17 protein-coding genes are annotated in these 22,892 nt (G+C 40.9%); 7 read left to right on the top strand and 10 right to left on the bottom strand.

Translation table 11 applies throughout. The features are described 5' to 3' along the window. Positions 1 to 463: 463 nt before the first annotated feature. The 8 genes from U3A58_RS08100 to accD all read right to left on the bottom strand — a co-directional run bounded on the left by U3A58_RS08100 (position 464) and on the right by accD (position 8,254). Positions 464 to 658 carry a hypothetical protein gene (locus U3A58_RS08100; protein ID WP_323822911.1) on the bottom strand — a complete coding sequence of 65 codons (195 nt, stop codon included), beginning with the start codon at positions 656 to 658 and terminating at the stop codon, positions 464 to 466. Between the two features lie 46 nt (positions 659 to 704). Then, on the bottom strand, positions 705 to 2,030 hold the full coding sequence (locus U3A58_RS08095) for a pseudouridine synthase (RefSeq protein WP_323822910.1): 1,326 nt from the start codon (positions 2,028 to 2,030) through the stop codon (positions 705 to 707). Between the two features lie 129 nt (positions 2,031 to 2,159). Beyond that, complete coding sequence (gene murQ / locus U3A58_RS08090; protein WP_323822909.1) at positions 2,160 to 2,975, bottom strand: N-acetylmuramic acid 6-phosphate etherase; 816 nt, start codon at positions 2,973 to 2,975, stop codon at positions 2,160 to 2,162. A gap of 505 nt (positions 2,976 to 3,480) precedes the next feature. Continuing rightward, positions 3,481 to 4,323, bottom strand: a complete 843-nt coding sequence (locus tag U3A58_RS08085) for an N-acetylglucosamine kinase (RefSeq protein WP_323822908.1) — start codon at positions 4,321 to 4,323, stop codon at positions 3,481 to 3,483. Then, positions 4,324 to 4,551, bottom strand: coding sequence for a cytochrome b5 domain-containing protein (locus tag U3A58_RS08080; RefSeq protein WP_323822907.1), 228 nt, complete (start codon positions 4,549 to 4,551; stop codon positions 4,324 to 4,326). Continuing rightward, positions 4,551 to 5,702, bottom strand: a complete 1,152-nt coding sequence (locus tag U3A58_RS08075; protein WP_323822906.1) for a formimidoylglutamase — start codon at positions 5,700 to 5,702, stop codon at positions 4,551 to 4,553. Before U3A58_RS08075 ends, U3A58_RS08080 begins: the two co-directional genes overlap by 1 nt. 272 nt (positions 5,703 to 5,974) lie before the next feature. Next, positions 5,975 to 7,279, bottom strand: a complete 1,305-nt coding sequence (nqrF, locus tag U3A58_RS08070; protein WP_323822905.1) for an NADH:ubiquinone reductase (Na(+)-transporting) subunit F — start codon at positions 7,277 to 7,279, stop codon at positions 5,975 to 5,977. 132 nt (positions 7,280 to 7,411) lie between these two features. Next, positions 7,412 to 8,254 (bottom strand): acetyl-CoA carboxylase, carboxyltransferase subunit beta, encoded by an 843-nt coding sequence (accD, locus tag U3A58_RS08065; protein WP_323822904.1) that lies wholly within the window; start codon positions 8,252 to 8,254, stop codon positions 7,412 to 7,414. 332 nt (positions 8,255 to 8,586) lie between these two features. Here accD and U3A58_RS08060 point away from each other — a divergent pair, with 332 nt between their 5' ends. From U3A58_RS08060 to U3A58_RS08030, 7 genes are all read left to right on the top strand, one after another. After that, entirely contained in the window at positions 8,587 to 9,234 is a 648-nt protein-coding gene (locus U3A58_RS08060; protein ID WP_323822903.1) for an RNA polymerase sigma factor, read from the top strand. Positions 9,235 to 9,372: 138 nt separating this feature from the next. Further along, positions 9,373 to 10,419 (top strand): FecR family protein, encoded by a 1,047-nt coding sequence (locus U3A58_RS08055; protein ID WP_323822902.1) that lies wholly within the window; start codon positions 9,373 to 9,375, stop codon positions 10,417 to 10,419. Positions 10,420 to 10,583: 164 nt separating this feature from the next. Further along, complete coding sequence (locus U3A58_RS08050; RefSeq protein WP_323822901.1) at positions 10,584 to 13,907, top strand: SusC/RagA family TonB-linked outer membrane protein; 3,324 nt, start codon at positions 10,584 to 10,586, stop codon at positions 13,905 to 13,907. Positions 13,908 to 13,919: 12 nt separating this feature from the next. Next, a complete protein-coding gene (locus U3A58_RS08045; protein ID WP_323822900.1) occupies positions 13,920 to 15,599 on the top strand; it encodes a RagB/SusD family nutrient uptake outer membrane protein in 1,680 nt (559 codons plus the stop codon). A 129-nt stretch (positions 15,600 to 15,728) separates the two neighbouring features. After that, positions 15,729 to 17,390, top strand: coding sequence for an FAD-dependent oxidoreductase (locus tag U3A58_RS08040; protein ID WP_323822899.1), 1,662 nt, complete (start codon positions 15,729 to 15,731; stop codon positions 17,388 to 17,390). Between the two features lie 152 nt (positions 17,391 to 17,542). Next, positions 17,543 to 19,192, top strand: coding sequence for an FAD-dependent oxidoreductase (locus tag U3A58_RS08035; RefSeq protein ID WP_323822898.1), 1,650 nt, complete (start codon positions 17,543 to 17,545; stop codon positions 19,190 to 19,192). A 188-nt stretch (positions 19,193 to 19,380) separates the two neighbouring features. Beyond that, the gene (locus tag U3A58_RS08030) at positions 19,381 to 21,015 is read left to right on the top strand and encodes a carbon starvation CstA family protein (RefSeq protein WP_323822897.1); all 1,635 of its coding nucleotides are present in this window, start codon (positions 19,381 to 19,383) and stop codon (positions 21,013 to 21,015) included. A gap of 11 nt (positions 21,016 to 21,026) precedes the next feature. Here U3A58_RS08030 and U3A58_RS08025 read toward each other — a convergent pair whose 3' ends face one another. Both U3A58_RS08025 and U3A58_RS08020 read right to left on the bottom strand, forming a co-directional pair. After that, positions 21,027 to 22,136 carry a hypothetical protein gene (locus U3A58_RS08025; protein WP_323822896.1) on the bottom strand — a complete coding sequence of 370 codons (1,110 nt, stop codon included), beginning with the start codon at positions 22,134 to 22,136 and terminating at the stop codon, positions 21,027 to 21,029. 145 nt (positions 22,137 to 22,281) lie between these two features. Further along, positions 22,282 to 22,827, bottom strand: coding sequence for a hypothetical protein (locus U3A58_RS08020; RefSeq protein ID WP_323822895.1), 546 nt, complete (start codon positions 22,825 to 22,827; stop codon positions 22,282 to 22,284). Between the last annotated feature and the right edge of the window lie 65 nt (positions 22,828 to 22,892).

The raw sequence follows: 22,892 nt of genomic DNA, 5'->3' as shown, positions 1-22,892 counted from the left end.
AGTCTATGCTTCAAATCTACTAGTGGATCGGGGGAATCGAAGCGTTTGCAGACCGATTTGATTTTTGGTCTTCTCGCTGCCTAAAAATTGGCGGATCTCGCTCGAAACTCGCGAGCTAGCCAATTTTCTTGACGGCTACTCCTGCGCCCCAAAAACCGCATATTCTCAAGGGCATCTTTCTTCATACTAAGCTTAGGTGCTAAATCTGAACTTTCTTGACCAGATGTTAAATACAGATGGGTAAACTCTACCGCTTTTTGATCCTGAAGAGATCCAACTTTGAATAGCCCTGGGTAAGAGAGCGGCACGAAGTGAGCGAATGCAACCCAGGGTAGGTAAAGTTTAATACAATTGCCCTCGGAGCACTACGCTCTTCTGGAAAAGAGTGCCAAGTCCGAGGAATGGAAATGTTTTTTTGATCAAACTTCTCTCTTCCTATTATTCTTTATTGATATAGTTAATCTTATTTTCTCTGATACTTTTGAAGGCTAAAAGTATCCAAAAGCCTTGTCGTGGCAAAGCTTCTCCCCGCAGACCTGCCGTCTGGCCCGCTGCCACGACCACCCACCGCGCCTTTCACACTAAGCCAAGCTGCCAATCCGTAGTGTCTATGAAAAGAAGTAAGAACTGAGTTCTCTGCGTAAAACTCTTTGTTCACCGTGGATACTAAATGAAAAAAGCCCCCAAATTGGGAGCTCTTAATACTATATAAAGAACTTCAAGCGAATCACTTCCTGCTCTGAGAGGAATCGATAATGTCCTCGTTTCAGATCCTTTTTGTCCAATCCTGCAAAGACCACCCGATCAAGTGAAGTCACATCATAGCCCAAATGGGCGAAGATTCTACGGACTATTCTGTTTCTTCCTATATGGATCTCCAGACCAAGGATAGTGCGATCCAAAGACAAAACCTGCATATCATCGACATCAGCTTTTCCATCTTCCAATGTCAAGCCTTCTATAATATCTTCCTCGTCTTTTTTGGTCAATGGCTTATCCAAAGTCACCTGATAAATCTTCTTGATTTCATTGGAAGGATGGGAAAGTTTAGCTGCCAACTCACCATCATTGGTAAACAATAAAAGCCCTGTGGTATTTCTATCCAATCTACCAACTGGGAAAATCCGTTCCTCACAGGCATTCCCAACTAGATTCATCACCGTTTTACGATCCATTGGATCATCAGTAGTCGTGATGAAATCTTTTGGCTTGTTCAGTAATACATAAACTGGCTTTTCAGGATTGATTTTTTTACCCTGATATACTACCCGGTCAGTTTTCTTTACTTTGAGACCAAGCTCGGTACAAACCTCTCCGTTCAGCGTAACCAAGCCTTGACTAATCAATGAATCTGCTTCCCTTCTGCTGCAAATTCCAGAATTGGCGATGTATTTATTCAAGCGGATAAGATTCTCTCCATTCTCCAGTTTTTTCTTCTTTTGCGGAAGGCTGTCGAAGTTATAATCCGGTCTTTCTACGTTGGTATCCTGATCTACAAAACGTTTCTTACCAAATCCTCTTGTCTCTTTCTTATCTGACTTATAAGTGGGTTTTCCTTCTGCAAAAACCGGTTTTTGGTCTTTACCACGTCCTTTGTAAATAAGTCCGCCTAGCTTTTCAGAGGATTGTGATTTCCCTGAGTTAGCATCTCTCTTGTAAGGCTTCGGACCATCAAATTCCTCTTTTTTGGGGAAAAATTGCTTCTTGTCTGCACCCAAGTCCTTCTTATCAGAGACGTCAGAACCCTGCTCTTTCTTGCTTCCAAATGGAGTTTTAGAACCAAATTTCTTTTCTCCTAGGTTTTTAAATCCTGCCTTTTTGTTTCTTGGCTTTTTATTGAAGTCCGAAAAGTCATCTTCGCTTTTGCTAAATGGCTTTTTTCCTGAACCAAATTTCGAGGAGCCTGAATCTTTAGATTTATTGAATCCTTCTGATTTTCCTTTGAAGCCTCCTCTTTGTCCTGAATTAGAAGCGTTTGATTCCTTTTTTCCTTCGCCGAAAAACGGCTTTTTTGAATTGTTATCTTTCATAGATTTGCAGCATCACTGCTGGATTGATTGTAAATAAAATAAGCGCTTGGTTTTCAACCGCTTAATCGGGCTGCGAAGGTACAGCCTATCGAGAGATTTATAATCATCTCCTGCAAAAATTTTCCAAGTCTATGAGTTCTGATTTTTGTAAAAATATTCAGTTGCCTTTCTGACAGACCCCTCACTAAGCAATAACCCTCTGGCAGCCTCCTCATCAAGTCCTGTTGCCTCCATGATCATGTGGATACCACGCTCCACCAACTTCGAATTAGAAAGTTGCATATCTACCATTTTATTGCCTTTCACCCGTCCAAGCTTGATCATCACTGTTGTTGAGATCATATTGAGAATAAGCTTCTGCGCTGTGCCAGCCTTCATCCTCGTGCTTCCAGTGATGAATTCTGGCCCTACCACTGCTTCTATCGAGTGATCCACTTCCTTAGAAAGTGGAGAGTCTGGATTGCAGGTAATGCTTCCCGTCAAAAGCCCCTTTTCCTTTGCTGCTTTCACCCCGCCAATAACATAAGGAGTAGTCCCAGATGCAGCTATTCCTATGACTGAATCGTTTGCATTGAACCCGTACTCCAAAATATCATCCCAGGCTTGATCGGGATCATCTTCGGCATTTTCCACTGATTTTCTGATAGCTGAATCTCCTCCGGCAATAATTCCTAGCACCATGTCAAAAGGGACACCATAAGTCGGCGGGCATTCAGAAGCATCCAGAACGCCTAGCCTGCCACTAGTCCCCGCTCCGATATAAATCAATCGTCCTCCTTTCTGCATTCTAGGCACTATCTGCTCCACTATCGCACAGATGTCAGGAATTACTTGCTCTACAGCCAGCGGTACTTTCTTATCCTCCTTATTGATATTATGGAGCAAATCCAACAAATCCATTTGCTCCAAATTGTCGTAATGAGAGGCACTTTCAGTTACTTTCATGAGTTTATTGTTAGTTTTTTAATGGTCATAACCTGTCCCGTGACGAAGGAAACGGGATAGCCTGCCTTACATGGTTGATAATCATACCTCCGTGTGAAGAATGCATGATGCTCGATTTCATGTGTTTATAATTTGTTTTCTATAGGTCACATGGAATCTCGCAGGATTAGAATCACCCCACCGTGTATCGCTTTTCGTAATGCTCGATTTCTTCTGTTCTTTTGGCTTGGCCCAAAAGAACCAAAAAGCCAAGTCGCAGCAAAGCTTCCGCCCACAGACCAGCCGCCCGGCCCGCTGCTGCGACAGCCCAACGCGCCCTAACAACAAGCAAATGTGCTGATACGCTGGGTGCCGGGATATAATCACCCCCTGTGTGTAGTCCGCCCGTCATGGGTATTTCATCTGTTTACAATTTGACTTTCAAAGGCCATCTCGATAGGTATCGGGAGGAATCTCGCATGATAGACAATCATCCTAGTGTGTGACGCTTGTGTCATGCTAGATTTCATAAGGTCTCTAGGTGGTAAAGTGTCAAGCCTGCAATCGGGCTTTCAATTATTAAATTTACGTTAAGCTGAACATCTGAGGCGGCTTTGCGAAGAATGTCGCTGTTGTAATAGGCGATAGAACCTACAAAATTCACAGGCTTCTCAGTATAATCCTTATACTTCATTACATGCTGTTTGAAAAACTCCTGAAAGGAATTGTAGAATAACATATAGCAGTATGGGCTGGACTTATGCTCGGTGATAAATCTACAAAAACTCGCCATATATCGATTAGGAAAAGGCTTCTGATATACGTGTTCCTGAATCACAGTATTAGTTAGATGAAAGTTATCAATCAGCTCCTTTTTTATCTCCTCAGGCATTTCATCGTTGATAAAATCTTTCAAAAGCTTCCTGCCAACATAGCCTCCGCCACCTTCATCTCCAAATATATAACCCGGTGCCGGACGTCTATCCACTATTTGTTTTCCATCATAATCACAACTATTCGAACCAGTCCCCAAAATGCAGGCAATCCCAGCCTGATGTCCGCAAGTTGACCTTGCTGCTGCAATGAGGTCATGATCTACTGTGATTTTAGCTTTTGGAAAAACTGTCTTCAATGCAGTCGAAACCTCAATCTTACGATCTGGAGTGGAGCAACCGGCTCCATAGAAAAAAATTTCCTCTATTTCACTTGCCAAATTAATCAGGAAATCACTTTGCATTTGTATAGCCATCTCTTCAGAGGATTGATAATAGGGATTAAACCCAATACCCCGGTGTTGGCTGATTTTACGATCGGAATGAATTACTCTCCAGTCCGTCTTGCTGGATCCACTATCTGCGATTAAAATCATCTATGCTAATTGGCCAATGGCCTGAAATTTTTCAAATACTTTTTCAGTGTGGGGAGCATCAGGTAGCTCGTCTGTCAAATCCTGGCCTGCCCAATGCTCATAATGCATGCCATTCTTCCAAAGCTTAGAGCTACTCACATCATATATTATTCCTTGGTATGCAACCCAAATTTCAGGTTTATCCTGTCCATTTCGCAATGCAAGCTGCTGTTTGGTATATGTGTTCATCAAAGAAGCTTGATTTGAGCATTGACCCAACGCTCAGGAATCTCTCCTTTCTGAGCCATCTGATAGTCTGCATAGCTACACGGTACGGTACTTACTCTATCAAACTTTTCTGTTTCATTATGGGGAATTTCCATCCACCATTTGCTACTTCTTTTGCTTTTATAGAAAACCAATGTACTTGGCTTAGTATCCAATGAAACGGTGTACTTGGTGTAATCACTGCTTTTGAAGGAAAGGCTGTCTTTACGGGAATAAAATCCTTCTAAGAAATACCAGATCATAACCGCAACGACTTTGGCAGTTTTATTTGCAGTATCATCATAATAAGGCTCATAACCATAAATCCCGATAGAACTCAGTTTTTCATTAGTTCCTGCAAACCAGCATATTTGGCAAGCTTCTTCCGCCGTCAACCCGAAAGGTTCAGCATTTACTGCACCAGGAGCATCGGCTGACTGAATTGCGCATAAGTCAAAGCTCAACAAATCTGCATTTCTAATTAACGGTTCTACTTCCTTAAATTCACTCCTCAATTCTCCCAGACGTACGTGCTCAAAATAAAGCTTCTCCACCACATTGATCAAGGAAGGATCTACCAAAAAACTCTGGTACGCTAAGTGTGCTGAAGAAAAAAGGAAATTAGGCTGATGAAGGATGATTTCCTGAGTATGCTGCTCAACAGGTGGCCCATCTTCCTCCATGTCCAGTTTGGCATCTACGGTCAATAGACTTACCAGCTTCTTCATTTTCTGGTAAGACAAATACTGTCCATAATCCAAATCATGTGATCCCCCAAAATAGATAGGAAGAATCTGATGTTTCATCAAGAATTCTCCCACTTCCTGAATTCTTTGGTAAGTATCACTTAGCTTTTCCCCAGAAATCAAATCACCCAAATCCGCCACTCGATACGCTCCAAATCCTTTTTTCAGATCATAAAGTTTCTCGCGAATCTCGCTACTTCCTCGATCAGCACTTTCTATTTTAGCAAGACCACGGTTTTCCTTGATCCCTACCAGGGCAATTTGTACTCCTTTGAGATCCGGAAATTCCTCTCCGAAAAAGTGGATTTGCTTAAAGAATGAATTTTCCGGGTATTTTTTCTGCCAAAGGTATTCGGCAATAGGATCAAAGTAGGATTGGATATTCATAAAGGGCGATAGTCTAAAGTAAAAATAATCAAAAAAGGCTCCTAAACGCGAAATATGCATTAGACTTCCTAATCCGAACCAAAACTACTTCAAAATTAAATCGCTTCGCTCCACTTAACTCCTTCGCCAGAGCGATGCTATGCCTCATTGGTTAAGTGTTTGATGGAATTTTTGATTCTTCCAGAAAAAGTTCGGGACAGGCTAAAACAGATTCCGTGCATAATCCGGGTTAAACAAAAGATCCCGCTTAGGCGGGATCTTTTGTTTTCTTATTATCCTCCGAAGTCATCAAATCGAATATTCTCTTCAGGAATTCCTAGATCATCCAGCAACTTCAATACTGCTGAGTTCATCAAAGGAGGTCCACAGAGGTAGTACTCTACCTCATCTGGCTCAGGATGATTTTTTAAATAATTATCGTACAAGACTTGGTGAATGAAACCAACGTATCCGTCGCCTTCCTTATCATCAGGAGACTTTTTGATCTTCCAATTATCTTCTGGAAGTGGCTCAGAAAGACCAATGTTGAATTGGAAGTTGGGGAAGTCTTTTTCGATATCTCTGAATTGAGGAATATAGAAAAGCTCTTTCTTAGATCTACCACCGTACCAGTAAGAAACTTTTCTGCTAGTTTTCTCTGTGTGAAAAAGGTGAAAAATCTGTGCTCTCAATGGCGCCATACCTGCACCACCACCGATGTAAATCATCTCGCGCTGAGTAGGATTGATATGGAATTCACCGTAAGGTCCAGAAATAGTTACTTTATCACCAGGAACTCTAGAGAACACATAGGAAGAACAAACACCAGGATTCACATCCATCCATTTGTTATTGGCTCTATCCCATGGCGGTGTAGCGATACGTATCGTAAGCATTACGATGTTACCTTCTGCGGGGTGATTAGCCATAGAGTAAGCTCTGAATAGCTCCTCGTCATTCTTCATCGTTAAGTCCCAAAGACCAAACTTATCCCAGTCACTTTGATATACGTCAGCTGGGTGACCTAAATCTGGATGAGGAGTGATGTCCATTCCCTTGAAGTTCACTGTGATTACAGGAACGTCAATCTGAATGTATCCACCAGCTTCGAACTCAAGAGTTTCACCTTCAGGAAGTTTTACTTTGAATTCTTTGATGAACGTAGAGACGTTGTAGTTAGAGAGAACTTCACACTCCCACTTCTTGATACCGAAGATCTCTTCAGGTATCCGGATCTTCATGTCATTTTTCACTTTCACCTGACATGCTAGACGGACGTTACTTTGCTGCTCAGCTCTACTTAGGTGGCCTACTTCGGTAGGAAGAACTTCTCCTCCACCTTCTTCGACCACGCATTTACACATAGCACAAGTTCCGCCACCACCACATGCGGATGGCAGGAAGATTTTTTGACCTCCGAGTGTAGATAGCAAAGTAGTTCCCGCTGCTGTGACAATTGGAGAACTTTCGTCACCATTGATGATGATGTTGACGTCCCCAGAGTTGACCAGTTTAGACTGGGCAAAAAGGAGAATAAATACCAGTAGCAGTATAATTACTGTAAAAGCTACAATGGAAGTAATAATTACTGAACCCATGAAATTTTGGTTTAATTTTTCTTATGGATTGGCCCAATACGGGAGCACAAATATATTTATTAATCACTACAAGAGACCAAATTACTAGTCAAATTTGGCCCGCATAATCAAATCCTTTTAGCAGTATCTTGATTAATTATTTAAAAGGTTTAGTAAGGTGGTCAATCGGCCTTTCAACTGGCGTCGATCTACGATGAAATCGAGGAACCCATGCTCCAGTACAAATTCAGAACTTTGGAATCCCTTAGGCAAATCCTTACCAATCGTCTCACGAATTACCCTTGGACCAGCAAAACCAATCAATGCTTCAGGCTCCGCAATATTGAAGTCACCCAACATCGCATAGGATGCAGTCACTCCCCCAGTAGTTGGATCTGTGAGCATCGATATATAAGGAACCCCCGATTGATCTAACAACGCAAGCTTGGCAGATGTTTTAGCCATTTGCATCAAAGAAAATCCAGCTTCCATCATTCGAGCACCACCGGACTTTGAAATCATCAGGAATGGAATTTTATTTTTGAGCGAGTGGTCAATAGCTCTGGCGATTTTCTCCCCCACTACAGAACCCATGGATCCTCCGATAAAATTAAAGTCCATACATGCGATGACGATATCCAACCCGTTCATTTTTCCTACAGCAGATCTCACAGCGTCGTTTAACTCTGTTTTCTGGATTGTAGCTTCTATTCGGGAAACATAGGGTTTGGTGTCTGTGAATTTCAGAGGATCACCTGATGTCATATTGGCATCCAGCTCTTTGAATTTGTTGTTGTCAAAAAGAATTTCGAAATATTCCTTCGAACCGATTTTTACATGAAAATCATCATCCGGGCATACGTAAGCGTTATTCTTGAGCTCTCTGGTATGGATGATATTTCCATTTGGGGTCTTAAACCAAAGGCCATCAGGTGCATCTTTCTTCTCAGCTGTAGATGTTTTGATGCCTTTGTCCGTTCTTTTAAACCAAGCCATATTGAGTTTTTAGATTGTTTTTTTTGACGAGTCAAAGGTTACAAATTTAGTCGTTAAATCCATTAAATAAAACCTCAGCAGAAATAGGTCGGGAATTCAATTATAGAAAGGACTACTAGCTGAAAATCGCTTTTTCTGTGATTAAATTAGTAGGATACTGCCTGCTGGAATAGTAGGATGAATTTGATTTATGTCTCAAACCATCTGACCTCTAGGTTTTATCACTGATATTATCGAGGAATTCACTGAACTTGAGTCATATAAGATTTTGGGAGAATTTTAATTGATGAAAATTCTTGGTTTCTTTAGAGAGCAATAAACTCTTTTATCTGATGAATACTAATTTACCAAACTCAGTTTCCGGAAGATCGGAAATTAAGATTAGTCGTAAAGAAGAAAATTCGCCATTTTCACCTGACATTGAAACTTGGAAGGCATTTAAGTCAGGAAGCAATTCTGCTTTTATACTTATTTACGAAAGATTTTTCGACAGTTTGTACAGTTACGGATTAAGAATAAATAATAATGAGGAATTGGTTAAAGACGCCATTCATGATGTGTTTTTAGACTTAAAAAAGAACAGTAATTCCATTGGGGAAACCGACTCCATTAAGTTTTATCTTTTTAAATGTCTGAAAAGGAGAATTTACAAAGAACTGAAAGGCTGGACAAATCTTAAGGAAGAGTTGATCCTACAGGATTGTTTTGAGATCACTTTTTCTCACGAGCAAACTTTAATAGACAGGCAGATTAATATTGAAATGAGCCAGAATGTTAATTCTGCGATCTCCAAACTTTCCCCAAGAAAAAGAGAGGCCATTTACTACGTGTATTTCGAAGGCATGTCTTATCAGCAGGTATCCGAGTTGATGGAGCTTTCCGATTCTAAATCCGCACGGGATTTAATCTACAAAGCGCTGAAATGTCTAAGAGATTCACTAGGTTTTCTTCCAGTATTTTTTATTGCCTTCTCACCATAAGCAGTTTATATTGTAGGTAAACTCTAGCTGTCTTTATACCTTATTTTGCTTTTTGTAAAAAATAATGGTTTTTTTTTGGCGTTGTTTTACACCTTTCTCCCTTTACCTAGTACTAAAAAATATTTAATACTAGTGTGAATGAGTCATATAACTGACCTTTTGGAAGATCTCGAATTTATTAGATGGGTGAAAAACCCAGATACTGAATTGAACACTTTTTGGAAAAGTTGGATGGATGCCAATCCTGACCGGATTGAAGACATCAAACTTGCCAGAGAAGTAATTCTGGGTATCCAGTTTCCTGCACCACATTCTTCTCAGGCTATTAAGAAGGAAGTACTGACTAGAATACTTCGAAATAAGGTATGTGAGTCAATAGGACAGCAAAATTCGATAAGAGCATCCCATTATAGCTTTTCACAGAAGAAATCTTGGCAATTTTCAAAAGTAGCTGCGATTTTAACGGGAATATTTTTGCTCTCCTTACTCTTACTCAATCTGCACAATGACAGCCAAAAAGAAGAGATTCAGGACAAAGTAAATTGGCTCTCCAAATTCACAAATTCCGGTGAAAAGCTAAATTTTAGGCTTCCCGACCAAACGGTAGTTTGGCTAAACTCAGGAAGCAGCCTGGAATACCACGAATCTTTCGACTCAACGGTAAGGCTTGTCAAATTAAAAGGGGAAGGTTTTTTCGAAGTTTCTGAAAATGCCGAGCAGCCATTTATGGTGATTTCAGACAATCTTATTACTACTGCACTTGGAACTTCTTTCAATATTAATGCAAAAAAAACCGGAGACATCCGAGTCTCCTTGGTGACGGGCAAAGTAAAGGTCAAATATCACTCCGACAATTTGGCTTATTTTCTTAATCCAGGTGAGGAGCTAAGCTATGAAGCCTCTAACAGTGAAGGAAGAATTAAGGAATTTAATACGGAGCATGTCTTGGGTTGGAGAGAGGGGAAATTAATATTTAAAAAGTCAACACTCAATGATGTAAAGGTAGGCCTCGAAGAATGGTATGGAGTAGAAATCAGCATAGTAGGAAACCCAAAAGAAAAATGGCGATTCAACGGAAAATTTGAAAATCAGACCCTTGAGAATGTGTTAAAAAGCATGTCTAATATTGAAAACTTCAGCTACAAAATAGAAAACAAAAAAGTAAAAATTCATTTCAATAAATAACTGAAATTTAGATGAAAGCAGAATATGTAAATGACTCTTAAGAGAAAAGCCAACTGATCAAATCAGCTGGCTTTAGTTGGTAGTCTGAGGGTAGTTAAACTATTGGGGAATAGGAAAACCTTCAGACCTAGTCTAATGAAATTTTCAATAAACCACTCAAAATTATGCAATTAAACTCACAAAAGACAATCTATATGTTGTCCAAGTACTTCTTGTATGGCTTTATAGTTCAAATGATGGTCTTTAACTTTGTATTTGCTACAGATGTTAAAGGCCAGTATAAGTCAATCGAAAAGGTTCAAGTAAAAATTGGTAAAGAGTCAATTACACTTGACCAATTTTTTAGATCAATTGAAAAGCAAACTCCTTTTAATTTTTTGTATGATCATAACCGAATTAATTCGGAGACTGTTATTAACCTATCAGAGCATTCGGGCTCAGTCGAAAGCTTCTTACGGCAAATTTCCATTCAGTCTAATCTAAGATTTAGGCAAGTAAATAATGGCATTGATGTCAAACAAGATGCACAATTGCCTCATGTGACGATTGCAGAGCAAAGTGCATTTGTTGAGGTCAAGGGCACAATAATAGATCAAAGTGGTTATCCTCTTCCGGGTGTTACAGTGATTGTCAAAGGGACTACACAAGGTGCTATATCTGATGTAGAAGGTAAATTTTCAATTGATGTGCCCCCTGGAGGCATATTGGTATTCTCGTTTATAGGTTACGAAGAGCAAACGATTGAAGTTGGCAATCAGAGTGAAGTTACTATTACTATGGCAGAAAGTCTTTCCGACTTGGAAGAAATAGTTGTAGTTGGATATGGAACTCAAAAGAAAGTGAACCTCACTGGTGCCGTAAGTTCAATCTCTTCTGATGAAATAGTAAACCAGCCAGTGGGACAATCATCAATGGTCTTACAGGGTGTTGCCCCAGGTGTCACCGTCACTCAAAGAAGCGGTCAACCTGGAAGTGACGGAGGAAATATCAGAATCAGGGGTGTCGGTACTTTGGGTGATTCCAATCCACTAATCATGGTTGATGGGGTAGAAACCAATATGAACAACGTAGATCCGAATGAGATAGAAAGTATCTCCATATTGAAGGATGCGGCTTCAGCAGCGATCTATGGATCAAGGGCGGCAAACGGAGTGGTATTGATCACCACCAAGAGAGGTAAAGATGGAGTACATGTAAATTACAATATGTATGCGGGTTTACAATTTCCCACTCGTTTGCCGAAAATTGTGGGAGCCTTGGATCATATGATGCTGGCGAATGAAGCATTTACCAACATAGGCAATAACCCGCAATATTCAGATCAGTTGATAGCAGATTACACAGCAGGATTGGCTTCTGATCAATACCCGGATACTGACTGGCAGGAGCTGACAATGAGCAATTCTGCTTTCATGCAGAGCCACAACGTAAGCGTCAATGCGGGGAACGAAAAGGCTAGAATTCTTGGATCTTTTAGCTACCTGGATCAAAATGGGATTATTCCCAATACCAGCTTCAAACGCTACAACTTAAGGTTCAACTCAGATATCCATGTAACAGACAGGTTGAAGTTATCCATGGATATTTTCTTAAGGAGGGCGGATCAAACAGAACCTTCAAGTGGTACTGGCTACGTATTTCACTGGATGCGTAGAATACCGGCAAATGAGGTTGGCATATTGTCAAATGGGCGGTATGGGGAAGGGTGGAACGGCGATCATCCGTTGGCAAGGGCTAAGGACGGAGGTATTAGAACTAATGAGAGTCTAGACGCCATCTTGAACTTCAGACTTAATTATAAATTAACAGATTGGCTTTCGGCTGAGGTGATGTATGCTCCAAAACTGTGGAATCCCCATGTTAAGAGCTTTTCTAACATTACTCAGACTTATGCACGAGATGGCGAAACTCCAACATTCTTTGTGCCTCAACGTAACTCTTTAACAGAGAGGTATACAAGAGAGTGGTACACTAACTTCAGAACATTAATTACTATTGACAAAACCTTTAATGACATCCACACTTTTGGATTTACAGGTGGATACCAGCAAGAAGATCAGACCAATCAATGGATTTCTGCATATAGAGAGGTGTTCCCACTACCCGATTACCAACAGATCAATGCAGGAAATCGGCTTAATGAACGGACCGGTGGCTCTGCGGAGCACTGGGCGTTACGTTCAGTTTTTGCAAGAGCCACTTATAATTTTGACGAGAGGTATTTATTTGAAGCCAATCTGAGGCGAGATGCTTCTTCTCGATTTGCTGAGGGCAACCGTGCCAGTCTCTTTCCCTCATTTTCTGCAGGATGGAGAATCTCTGAAGAATCTTTCATGCAAGGTACAAGCGGTGTGATTGACCAGCTAAAATTTCGGGCATCTTGGGGAAAATTGGGTAACCAAAATATAGGGCTTTATCCATATGCTGCCTTTATCTCGCTAGGAGGAAGTGGTCAAGATTATGTCCTTGATGGGGTCAATTCCCCTGGTGCTGCATTGAACAGTATGGCTAACAATGACATTAAATGGGAGACTACCGAGACCACTGATATCGGCTTAGAATTTAATCTATGGGGAAAACTGGATGTAACGTTTGATTATTATAAAAGGAAGACCAAGGACATACTTTTACCGCTAAATATCCCCTTGACGCTTGGATTGAATGCTCCTTACCAAAATGCCGGTGTGGTACATAATACTGGCTATGAGCTGATGTTGAACTACCGAAACAGAATCGGGAATTTTAACTACGGGGTAATGGTCAATTTTTCTGATGTGAAAAATGAAGTCATTGATATGAGGGGCATTAACAATACCGGACTGACAGTCAATAGAGAGGGACATCCGGTTCAATCCTTCTTTGGTTACGTTGCAGATGGATTTTTTCAGACGCAAGAGGAAGTTGATAATCACGCCTCTCAATTTGGAAATGTAGCCCCCGGAGATATAAAGTATAAAGACTTGGATGGTGACGGGATGATCAATGACAGAGACCTAGCTGTGATTGGAAGTAATATTCCTCGGTATACTTATGGATTTAGGCTTAATGCAGGGTACAAAGGAATTGACTTGTCAATCTTTTTCCAAGGAGTAGGTCAAGCAGACGGATATTTGTTCGGTCAGGGAATTATGCCTTTCTATCTGGGGGGAACCGTACATGAGCAACATAAGGACCGTTGGACTCCAGATAACACAGATGCCAGATATCCACGGCTTGCCTGGAATCAAACCAACAACCAGCAGAATTCCAGCTTTTGGATGAGTGATGCTTCCTATCTGAGACTCCAAAGTGTACAGTTGGGTTATGTTTTTCCAAATCACATCTTGGAACGGCTCAAAGTCCAGAATTTAAGGATTTACCTGAGTGGACGCAACCTATTAACAGTTACCGATTTTTACGAAGGATATGATCCTGAAGCGCCGGTTAGTAATGGCGGATGGTACCCTCAAATGTCCACCTACACCATGGGATTAAATCTCAACTTCTAAACATCTACAACTATGATAAAGCTATTTAAATATATATGCACTGCTACACTATTACTCTTAATCCAGTCATGCGACGAAGAGTACCTAGATAGATTGCCCCTGGATTCTCCATCCAGTGAAACCTTCTTTGCCAATGAAACTGAACTGGAAATGGCCGTAACCGGAGTTTATAATAGGCTTTGGTATTCGACTCAGGGAGCAGCCTGGTTTCTCTCATTTGATTTTGCATCAGACGACGGATGGGATCGAAACGGAAGTGCACTTCAAGCATTGGGAAGAGGAGAACAAAACGCAGACAACGGGTACACCAATGGGTTTTGGTCTGCTTTTTATATCGCAATCAACCGGGTAAATTATATTACTTCTGGTTCTGAGGAGCTTAGAAGCACGATGGATCCTGCAAAATATGACCGTTTGGTAGGAGAAGCGAGATTTTTGAGAGCCTATTTCTATGCCTACCTTGCAGAATTGTACGGGGATATACCATTAATCACCACAACACTAACGCTTGAAGAGTCTCACACACCACGGACTCCAAAAACCGAGGTCATAGATTATGTTCTTTCAGAATTGGAAGAAATCAAGGAATACCTTCCTATGGATGCTTCCGAGAAAGGAAAATTTACAAAAGGAACTGTATTGGCTTTGATTTCCCGGATTGCGCTCTGGAATGAAAGGTGGGAGGAAGCGGCTTCCGCCGCAAAAGAACTTATGGATTCAGGCGCGTATCAAGTTGACCCAGATTATGCGGGAATGTTTACTTTTTCTGGCGACAATTCTCCAGAAGTGATTATGAGGATTCAGTATCTTAGAGGAGTATCTACCCATAATACACCTAGGAATTTCCTGTCTAGAATGGCCTTGGGACACTCAAACAAAAAGCCTCCACAGGATTTTGTGGACACTTTTGATTGTATTGATGGATTGCCGATTGATCAATCGCCACTCTATGATGCCCAACATCCTTTTGAAAACAGAGACCCCCGCTTGGACTATACCTTAGTGGTTCCTGGTTCTAGGTTGGTAAACTGGATATTTGAAACTCATCGGGACAGTACACAAACTTGGGAGTTTCGAGGAGATGAAAAAGTACGTGTTCCCAATATCGAAGCCCGGCATGCCTATGCTTCATTCACTGGATACCTGTTTCGAAAGCATGTTGACGTAGCAGATTATCCAACCAATGTAGGTGCATCTGATCAAGGTCTTACCATTTTCAGATTAGGAGAAGTTTTCCTTAACTATGCCGAAGCCAAAGTAGAAATGAACGAGCTTGACGCATCAGTCTATGAGGCACTAAATGCAATTCGAGGAAGAGAATCCGTCCAGATGCCACCTATCTCAAATGGAAAGTCTCAGGATGAGTTGAGAAACATAGTTCGCAAGGAAAGAAGAAGTGAATTGGGAATAGAAGGGTTTCGATACTTTGATATTCGCCGGTGGAAAATAGCAGAGGATGTAATCTCTGGCCCTCTAAGAGGACGTGTTCACCGATACGGTGAAGGTGGTTGGCTTAATGAGCCTCCGATGATTGACCCAATGGGAACTCCTACTTATGACAATGTCAGCAATGCGGACGAACTGGTAGTAATCGAAACCAGAGCCTTCAATCCAAGCCGTGATTATTTATGGCCAATTCCACGAATTGAACTAGAAACAAATACTGCATTGACCCAAAACCCTGGATATTGACTTTAACCATTTTACTCATTTAAGTTTCTGAACATGGAAACACCTTGCTTCCAAAATCATTGAGAAGCCGGTTTTCCATGTTTTTGAGCCGGGAACCTACGTTACTTCAACAATCTTAATTAACAAAAAATGAAAAAAACACTAATCACTTTATGTGTTCTACTATCCACACTTTTATGTCAAAATGCATATTCGCAAGACTATGACATAGTCATTTATGGCGGCACCTCTGCCGGCATAGCTGCCGCGATCCAGGCATCTAGAATGGATAAATCAGTAGTTCTAATTGAACCTTCACATCGCTTGGGGGGCCTGACAACGGGTGGGCTTGGCCAGACAGATATTGGCAACAAACAGGCTATTGGAGGTATATCTAGAGAATTTTACCAAGGAATCAAAGCTTATTATGATAAGCCGGAAAACTGGAATTGGCAGAAAAAAAGTGAGTATATGGATAGTGGACAGACAAGGACCAAAGAGGGGGAAGATGCCATGTGGACATTTGAGCCTTCTGCTGCATTGATAGTTTATCATCAAATGCTTGAAGATGAGAAGGTAGATATAGTTTATGGAGAAAGGCTGTTGAGATCCGATTCCGGTGTAAAAAAAACTAATGGGAAAATCCAGTCCATTACTATGGAAAGCGGGAAAACTTTTGAAGGGAAGATGTTTATGGATGCTACTTATGAAGGGGATCTAATGGCTGCCGCAGGAATAAGTTATACAGTGGGAAGAGAGAGTAATGATCAGTATAAAGAATCGGTGAATGGAGTTCAGGCTAATTATTGGAGTGTTACTCTCAAGGGCAATCCATCCTTAAATGCCAAAAACCATAATTTTGTGTCGGGTGTAGATCCATACGTGGAAAAAGGAAATCCTTCAAGCGGACTGCTTCCTTATATTATCGAAGGTGGTCCTGGCATAGATGGCGAAGGAGATAAAAAAGTCCAAGCTTATGGGTTTAGAATGTGCCTGACTGATCATCCAGAAAACAGAATTCCTTTTAAGAAACCTGAGGAGTACCAAGAAATAAACTATGAATTACTTTTTAGAAACTTTGAAGCAGGGGAAACCAGATTACCATGGATCAATTCCACTATGCCAAATCGTAAGACAGATACGAATAACAACCACGGCTTTTCCACTGATTTCATTGGCCAAAACTATGATTACCCTGAAGCTAGCTACGAAGAACGTGAAAAGATAGTCGAAGCCCACCGTACCTATCAGCAAGGTTTGATGTGGTCACTTGCCAACCATCCCCGGATTCCAGAAAAAGTAAGAAATGTGTACTCTCAGTGGGGAACTACTAAAGATGAATTTGAGAATGAAGATGGATGGCAAAACCAACTGTATATCCGTGAAGCAAGGCGTATGGTAAGTGATCTTGTAATGACGCAGCGACACTGCGAAAGATTGGAAGTCATCGATGACGCTGTTGGTTTGGCTGCTTATGGGATGGATTCACATAATATCCAGAGATACGTGGATCACAATGGCTATGTACAAAATGAAGGAAATGTACAAGCCCATGTGGACGGTCCCTACCCTATCAGCTATAGATCAATAATCCCTAAAAAAGAAGAGGGAAATAATTTATTAGTGCCTGTCTGCTTGAGTGCTACACACATCGCTTTTGGGTCTATTCGAATGGAACCTGTGTTTATGGTTTTGGGACAATCTGCTGCCATTGCAGCCTCTCTAGCAATAGACAATGAAGTCTCCGTACAAGACTTATCGTATGAAAAGCTAAAATCTGAATTGCTTGCCAACAAACAACAGTTGGACTAAATTCCACATCGACTGAGGATATATAAAACATCAATACGGTTTATTACCCGTATTGATGTTTATTTTCAGTATGAAGTAACCTTAATATAATTTTTATCCACTTTGAAATTTCAAAAACAATGAAAGTTCTAAATGCCTTAAAATTTTGCCTAATGGCGCTGGTGATAAGTTATTCCCTTTCTTCCTGCAATTCTGCAGAAGGGCAGGATAATGTTAATGATGTGATTGTATATGGAGGTACTTCAGGAGCAGTCACTGCAGCAATTCAGGCTAAAAAAATGGGGAAATCCGTAATCTTAGTATCACCGGATACTCACCTGGGAGGGCTTTCTTCTGGTGGATTGGGCTGGACTGATACTGGTAAAAAGGAAGTGATTGGAGGTCTTTCCCGCGAATTTTACCAAAGAGTATATGACAAATATCAAAAAGAAGGCGGATGGAAATGGGAAAACCCTTCTGATTTTGGAAATAAAGGACAAGGAACACCTGCTATAGATGGCGAATTCCGCACAATGTGGATTTTTGAACCACACATTGCAGAGGAAGTTTTTGATGAATGGGTAGAGGAAATGGATATAGAACTCTATCGTGATGAATTGCTGGATAGAGAAGCCGGGGTAACTGTTGAAGATGGGCAAATCACTGCAATTAGAACATTGAGCGGAAAGGAATTCAAAGGTAAAATGTTTATCGACGCCACTTATGAAGGGGATTTAATGGCTGCAGCCGGAGTGAGTTATCATGTGGGCAGGGAAGCAAACAGTGTATATGGTGAGGAATGGAATGGCGTCCAAACAGGTATTTTTCACCACCGCCACCATTTCAAAGTCTTGGATAATCCCATAGATCCGTATTGGATTGCCGGTGACCCATCCTCTGGGTTGATCCCAAAAATCAGTGAAGAAGATCCTGGTGTGAAAGGAGAAGGGGATAACAAAATTCAAGCCTATTGCTTTAGAACTTGCATGTCTAATCACCCGGATAATCGTGTTCCTTTCCCCAAACCTGAGAATTATGATTCTACGCAATATGAACTATTGGTAAGAATCTTTGATGCGGGATGGACAGAATGGTTTGGAAAATTTGATATGATCCCGAATAGGAAGACAGATACCAACAACCATGGACCTTTTAGCTCTGATAACATCGGGATGAACTATGAATACCCAGAAACTAGCTATGAACGAAGAAAGGAGATCATTAAAGAGCATGAAGATTATCAAAAAGGACTACTCTACTTTGTGGCAAATGATCCAAGAGTGCCCAAAGAAATTCAAGAAGAATTTCAGAATTGGGGATTAGCAAAGGATGAATTTATCGATAATGGAAACTGGCCTCACCAAATCTACGTGCGCGAAGCGAGGCGAATGGTCGGTAAATATGTGATGACTGAAAATGAATTACTTCAAAAGAAACCTACTCCTGAATCTATAGGAATGGGTTCATATACCATTGATTCTCATAATATTCAGCGGTACGTGGATGAGAACGGTCACGTACACAATGAAGGAGATATAGGAGTAGGATTGCCTGGCCCCTATGAAATAGCCTATGGATCAATTGTTCCAAAAAAGGAAGAAATAACAAATCTCGTCGTTCCGGTTGCTGTTTCAGCGAGCCATATAGCATTTGGGTCCATTAGAATGGAGCCAGTATTTATGATTTTAGGTGAATCTGCCGCTACTGCTGCGACAATGGCATTGGAAAAAGGAATCAGCGTTCAGGATCTTCCATATGAGGATCTGAAAGCCCAATTAATGAAGGATGGGCAGGTATTGACGTTGGAGGATCAAATCAAATAACAGTGATGTCTACTCTTTTACTAAAAGCAACAGTCTATTGAAATAGTGAAAAAGCTCAAAAGCTGCATCCTACTTAGGGTAAAAAAACTTTGCTTTGGGGCAATTTAATATAAATTGCCTTAATTAGAAACCAACCATTTTACATAGATTTTCTTCTATAAAAACTATCAAAATCCAAATATCTATCCATGAACCTAGCAGTTCTACTACTCATTTCAGCAGTCATCTTGTTCTTAGCCTATAAAATTTACGGTAAAATTGTGTACCGGAAATTTGGTTTAAACGATAAAAATCCGGCGCCATCACATACGCATAGAGATGGAATAGATTATGAGCCAAGTAAGCCTATCGTAGTTTTAGGGCATCATTTCGCTTCAATTGCAGGCGCAGGCCCGATAGTCGGCCCAATTATAGCGGTGACTTTCGGTTGGATTCCCGCTGTCATTTGGATCTTGGTCGGTGGAATATTCTTCGGAGCAGTACATGACCTAGGAAGTATGGCTACTTCTCTCAAAACTGATGGAAAATCAATCGGAGTAATCATCCGAAATCAAATCGGAATGAAGGGTAAGCAGCTCTTTGTCATCTTTAGCTTCTCCACCTTAATACTTGTTATTGGGGTATTCGCAGATATTATTGCCAAAACATTTGTCACAAATCCAGGCGTAGCATCGGCATCCATCTTATTTATTCTATTGGCAGTTGCCTTCGGGATAGTGAATAAACTAGTAGGCAATAAAAAAACTGCATTCATAATCATCTCAGTAATTGGAGTGGTCTTAATGTACTTTTTTGTGTATCTGGGAATGAAAATCCCTTTCGTGCTGGATTATAAAATATGGGTTTTGGCACTTTTGGCTTATGCATTTCTTGCTTCAGTCACTCCGGTGAGCATGCTGCTTCAGCCCCGGGATTACCTGAATAGTTTTTTGCTTTACGGATTGATTATAGCGGCTGTACTCGGTGTTTTAATTGCAAATCCAGAAATCCAGATGAGCAATGAAATCCATGTTTCCGATGAAAACCTGGGTTATATTTTCCCTGTACTCTTTGTGACTATTGCCTGTGGAGCCATTAGTGGGTTTCACTCTTTAGTTGCTTCGGGCACCACTTCCAAACAGCTGAACAAGCAATCAGATGCCAAATTGGTAGGATTTGGGGGAATGTTAATTGAATCATTTCTAGCCATAATTTCCGTGGGAGCAGTAGTTATTTTGTCTAGATCGGAATATATATCCCGCCTTTCAGGCGAAGGTCCTGTTGCGCTTTTCTCTACAGGTTTGGGAGGGATGATCGCTACGCTGGGCATTTCGGAAGGATTTGCTGTAGGCTTTGTAGCCTTGACCGTTTCAGCTTTTGCGCTTACTACACTGGACACCTGTACTCGATTAGCCAGATTTACTTTGCAAGAATATTTTGAAGATGTACCTCAGCCGGCCGGTCAGTATCTGGCTAAAAACCGATATGTGTCCACAGGAATTGTGGTCGTTTTCTCTATTCTCTTATTGCTATCAGGGGAATTCACAACGCTCTGGCCAATTTTCGGCTCTGCAAATCAACTGCTGGCTGCTCTAGCACTTTTGACCATCGCTGTATGGCTGATGAAGAAAAATATCAATGCCCTCTTCGTGACCATTCCTATGTTTTTCATGTTTACGGTGACGCTTTCCTCCTTAGGTTTATTTGCATGGAAAAACTTCCAAGAAGAAGTCTATGTTCTTGCCATCATTGCAGCCCTGCTATTTATTTTAGCTATCTCCTTGATGATTTTGGCTACGAAAAGTCTGAAAAAAGAAGTCAAAGAACCCGTCAAGGCTCTTTGACTTTCTGCTACTTATAAAGAGTTAAATACCTCTTTTGCTTTTTTAGGGATTCTCAAAGCAACTGTAAAATTGATAAGGTAATCTGCAAAGGCCGCATCTCCATGAACGAAATTATCAGGGGTAGAATTTTCCATGTCAGTAACACTTTGCGTTCTATTTCTAAACAATGCAATAGGTACATTCAGCGTCCCGGTCACATTGCCCAACATATAGCTAACCCCAGGCTCTACAGAGATAATATAGCCCGGTCTTCTGAAGCCTTCACTACCGCCCAAGGCATCGTGAACTGGAATCCCTTCAATCCTTCCTCCAAGGGAAGCTCCCAGACCATGCACTTTTTCAAATGACTTGAACACACCGGTTCTCACGGCAAATTGATCCGGAACACTCATTATAGCTTCATTTTCACGTCTTCTGTTGGTAGCAGTTCCATTTGTCTCACGTGGATTAAACATATAAAACCCATCGTAATACAAGAAGAAAGTCCCTCCTACATTCCAAAGTCCTTGGAAGTCCACGATCAGTCCGGTTCCACCATCACCCAACTGAATTGATTGATCCACCGTTTTTTCCAGTGCAAGAGCTTCATCTCCCTGATTGTAGAAGGTACTTGTAGCTGCATAATCTCCAGTAGGAAATTTAATCCCAAGACCAATCGCAGTATTCCCTTTTTTAGCCTTTTCTCCAGAAAGCAACCAATAACCAGCGCCTATTCTCATATCCCCTAAGCCTTTGGAGTAAGTGGTGTGGCGCTCGGTACGACCGTGTTCATATAAAGAACTTCTATCATTATATTGAAAAGGTAAAGATACAAGTCCGTACAGCCGCTCCGAAAAGGCATAGCTGACATTGATATCCAAACCGTGCTGCTTATTAATCACTTCAGTTCCATCCTCGATGCGATTCGGCTCTTCATGTGATCCTCTGAAGTGCCTGAATGATTTGAAATAGCGGTAGTTGGCACTGATGTTCCATTCGCCTTTGTTGAGGATATTTCCTTGTCCTACCGCATTTCCTAGACCAGAAAATTGCCGGATGGCCACGCAGCCTTGAGCGTAAGTAGTGCATGGTATTAGATAAAGAAAAGAAAGTAATAGTATTAGTATAGAATATTTTTTCATGATGGATTGAGTTATTTAACTTAAAAGAATGATTGAAATGTAGCATTTAGCAATGCCATACAAGCTTGCACCAGTAGGAATGGCATAGCATTAATTACCCTAGAAACTATCTAGCGTATCTTTAAAAGCTGATTAAAAACTGTGATTATATGATTTTGGGAGGAGGATTGTCGAGTTGACAAAATGGATTTGAATGGCGAAAAACAATAAATCCAGGTGTTTTTTTTTCACTAGAATACTGACTGAAATCAATGCTGTATTGATCTGCTTGCAGATAGTCCTTTACAAAAAGTTTGACTGTTGTTTTGTTATTTTGATCTTGGGGTAATTCATCCTGCATAAGCGAGGAAATCCACTTCTTCACAGAATTAGTTAGAACTCGGCGCTCCGTATCAGGCAATACAATAAATTGGAGAGTATCATTTTGATAACGTTGCTTAATTACCCGGTAATATTTCCCGCCCTGTTCGTATGGAGTGTTGGTGGACTGGAATTCCTCCTGGTTAGCCATGTAAGGCATAGAAAGCGGAATTTCAAGAAGCCTCTCCTCTACCTCTGGTGAACTTTCACTATAAATCAAATCCTCCCATTTACTCTCCAGGTGCTGGTCGTATGAAAAATAGAATGCATAGTAGCCAAAATGGTATATGGCAAAGCATACTAAAAGAAATATGGATAAGGCTTTCTTCAATTCTGGAATTATTACAATTCGAAAAGTATTAAAATTCAATATGTAAAACCAACACTTACCTAAAA

It is taken from the genome of Algoriphagus persicinus (assembly GCF_035156415.1).
GTDB lineage: Bacteria > Bacteroidota > Bacteroidia > Cytophagales > Cyclobacteriaceae > Algoriphagus > Algoriphagus persicinus.
The sequence above is the reverse complement of the archived record's forward strand: the minus strand, read 5'-3'. Positions and strand labels throughout refer to the sequence as shown.

Excerpts from the sequence above, each read along its gene's own strand:
- U3A58_RS08045 (WP_323822900.1), top strand. The coding sequence starts at position 13,920 with ATGATAAAGCTATTTAAATATATATGCACTGCTACACTATTACTCTTA.
- U3A58_RS08025 (WP_323822896.1), bottom strand. The coding sequence starts at position 22,136 with ATGAAAAAATATTCTATACTAATACTATTACTTTCTTTTCTTTATCTA.
- U3A58_RS08085 (WP_323822908.1), bottom strand. The coding sequence starts at position 4,323 with ATGATTTTAATCGCAGATAGTGGATCCAGCAAGACGGACTGGAGAGTA.
- U3A58_RS08060 (WP_323822903.1), top strand. The coding sequence starts at position 8,587 with ATGAATACTAATTTACCAAACTCAGTTTCCGGAAGATCGGAAATTAAG.
- U3A58_RS08080 (WP_323822907.1), bottom strand. The coding sequence starts at position 4,551 with ATGAACACATATACCAAACAGCAGCTTGCATTGCGAAATGGACAGGAT.
- accD (WP_323822904.1), bottom strand. The coding sequence starts at position 8,254 with ATGGCTTGGTTTAAAAGAACGGACAAAGGCATCAAAACATCTACAGCT.
- U3A58_RS08035 (WP_323822898.1), top strand. The coding sequence starts at position 17,543 with ATGGCGCTGGTGATAAGTTATTCCCTTTCTTCCTGCAATTCTGCAGAA.
- nqrF (WP_323822905.1), bottom strand. The coding sequence starts at position 7,279 with ATGGGTTCAGTAATTATTACTTCCATTGTAGCTTTTACAGTAATTATA.
- U3A58_RS08040 (WP_323822899.1), top strand. The coding sequence starts at position 15,729 with ATGAAAAAAACACTAATCACTTTATGTGTTCTACTATCCACACTTTTA.
- murQ (WP_323822909.1), bottom strand. The coding sequence starts at position 2,975 with ATGAAAGTAACTGAAAGTGCCTCTCATTACGACAATTTGGAGCAAATG.
- U3A58_RS08095 (WP_323822910.1), bottom strand. The coding sequence starts at position 2,030 with ATGAAAGATAACAATTCAAAAAAGCCGTTTTTCGGCGAAGGAAAAAAG.
- U3A58_RS08055 (WP_323822902.1), top strand. The coding sequence starts at position 9,373 with ATGAGTCATATAACTGACCTTTTGGAAGATCTCGAATTTATTAGATGG.
- U3A58_RS08030 (WP_323822897.1), top strand. The coding sequence starts at position 19,381 with ATGAACCTAGCAGTTCTACTACTCATTTCAGCAGTCATCTTGTTCTTA.
- U3A58_RS08050 (WP_323822901.1), top strand. The coding sequence starts at position 10,584 with ATGCAATTAAACTCACAAAAGACAATCTATATGTTGTCCAAGTACTTC.
- U3A58_RS08075 (WP_323822906.1), bottom strand. The coding sequence starts at position 5,702 with ATGAATATCCAATCCTACTTTGATCCTATTGCCGAATACCTTTGGCAG.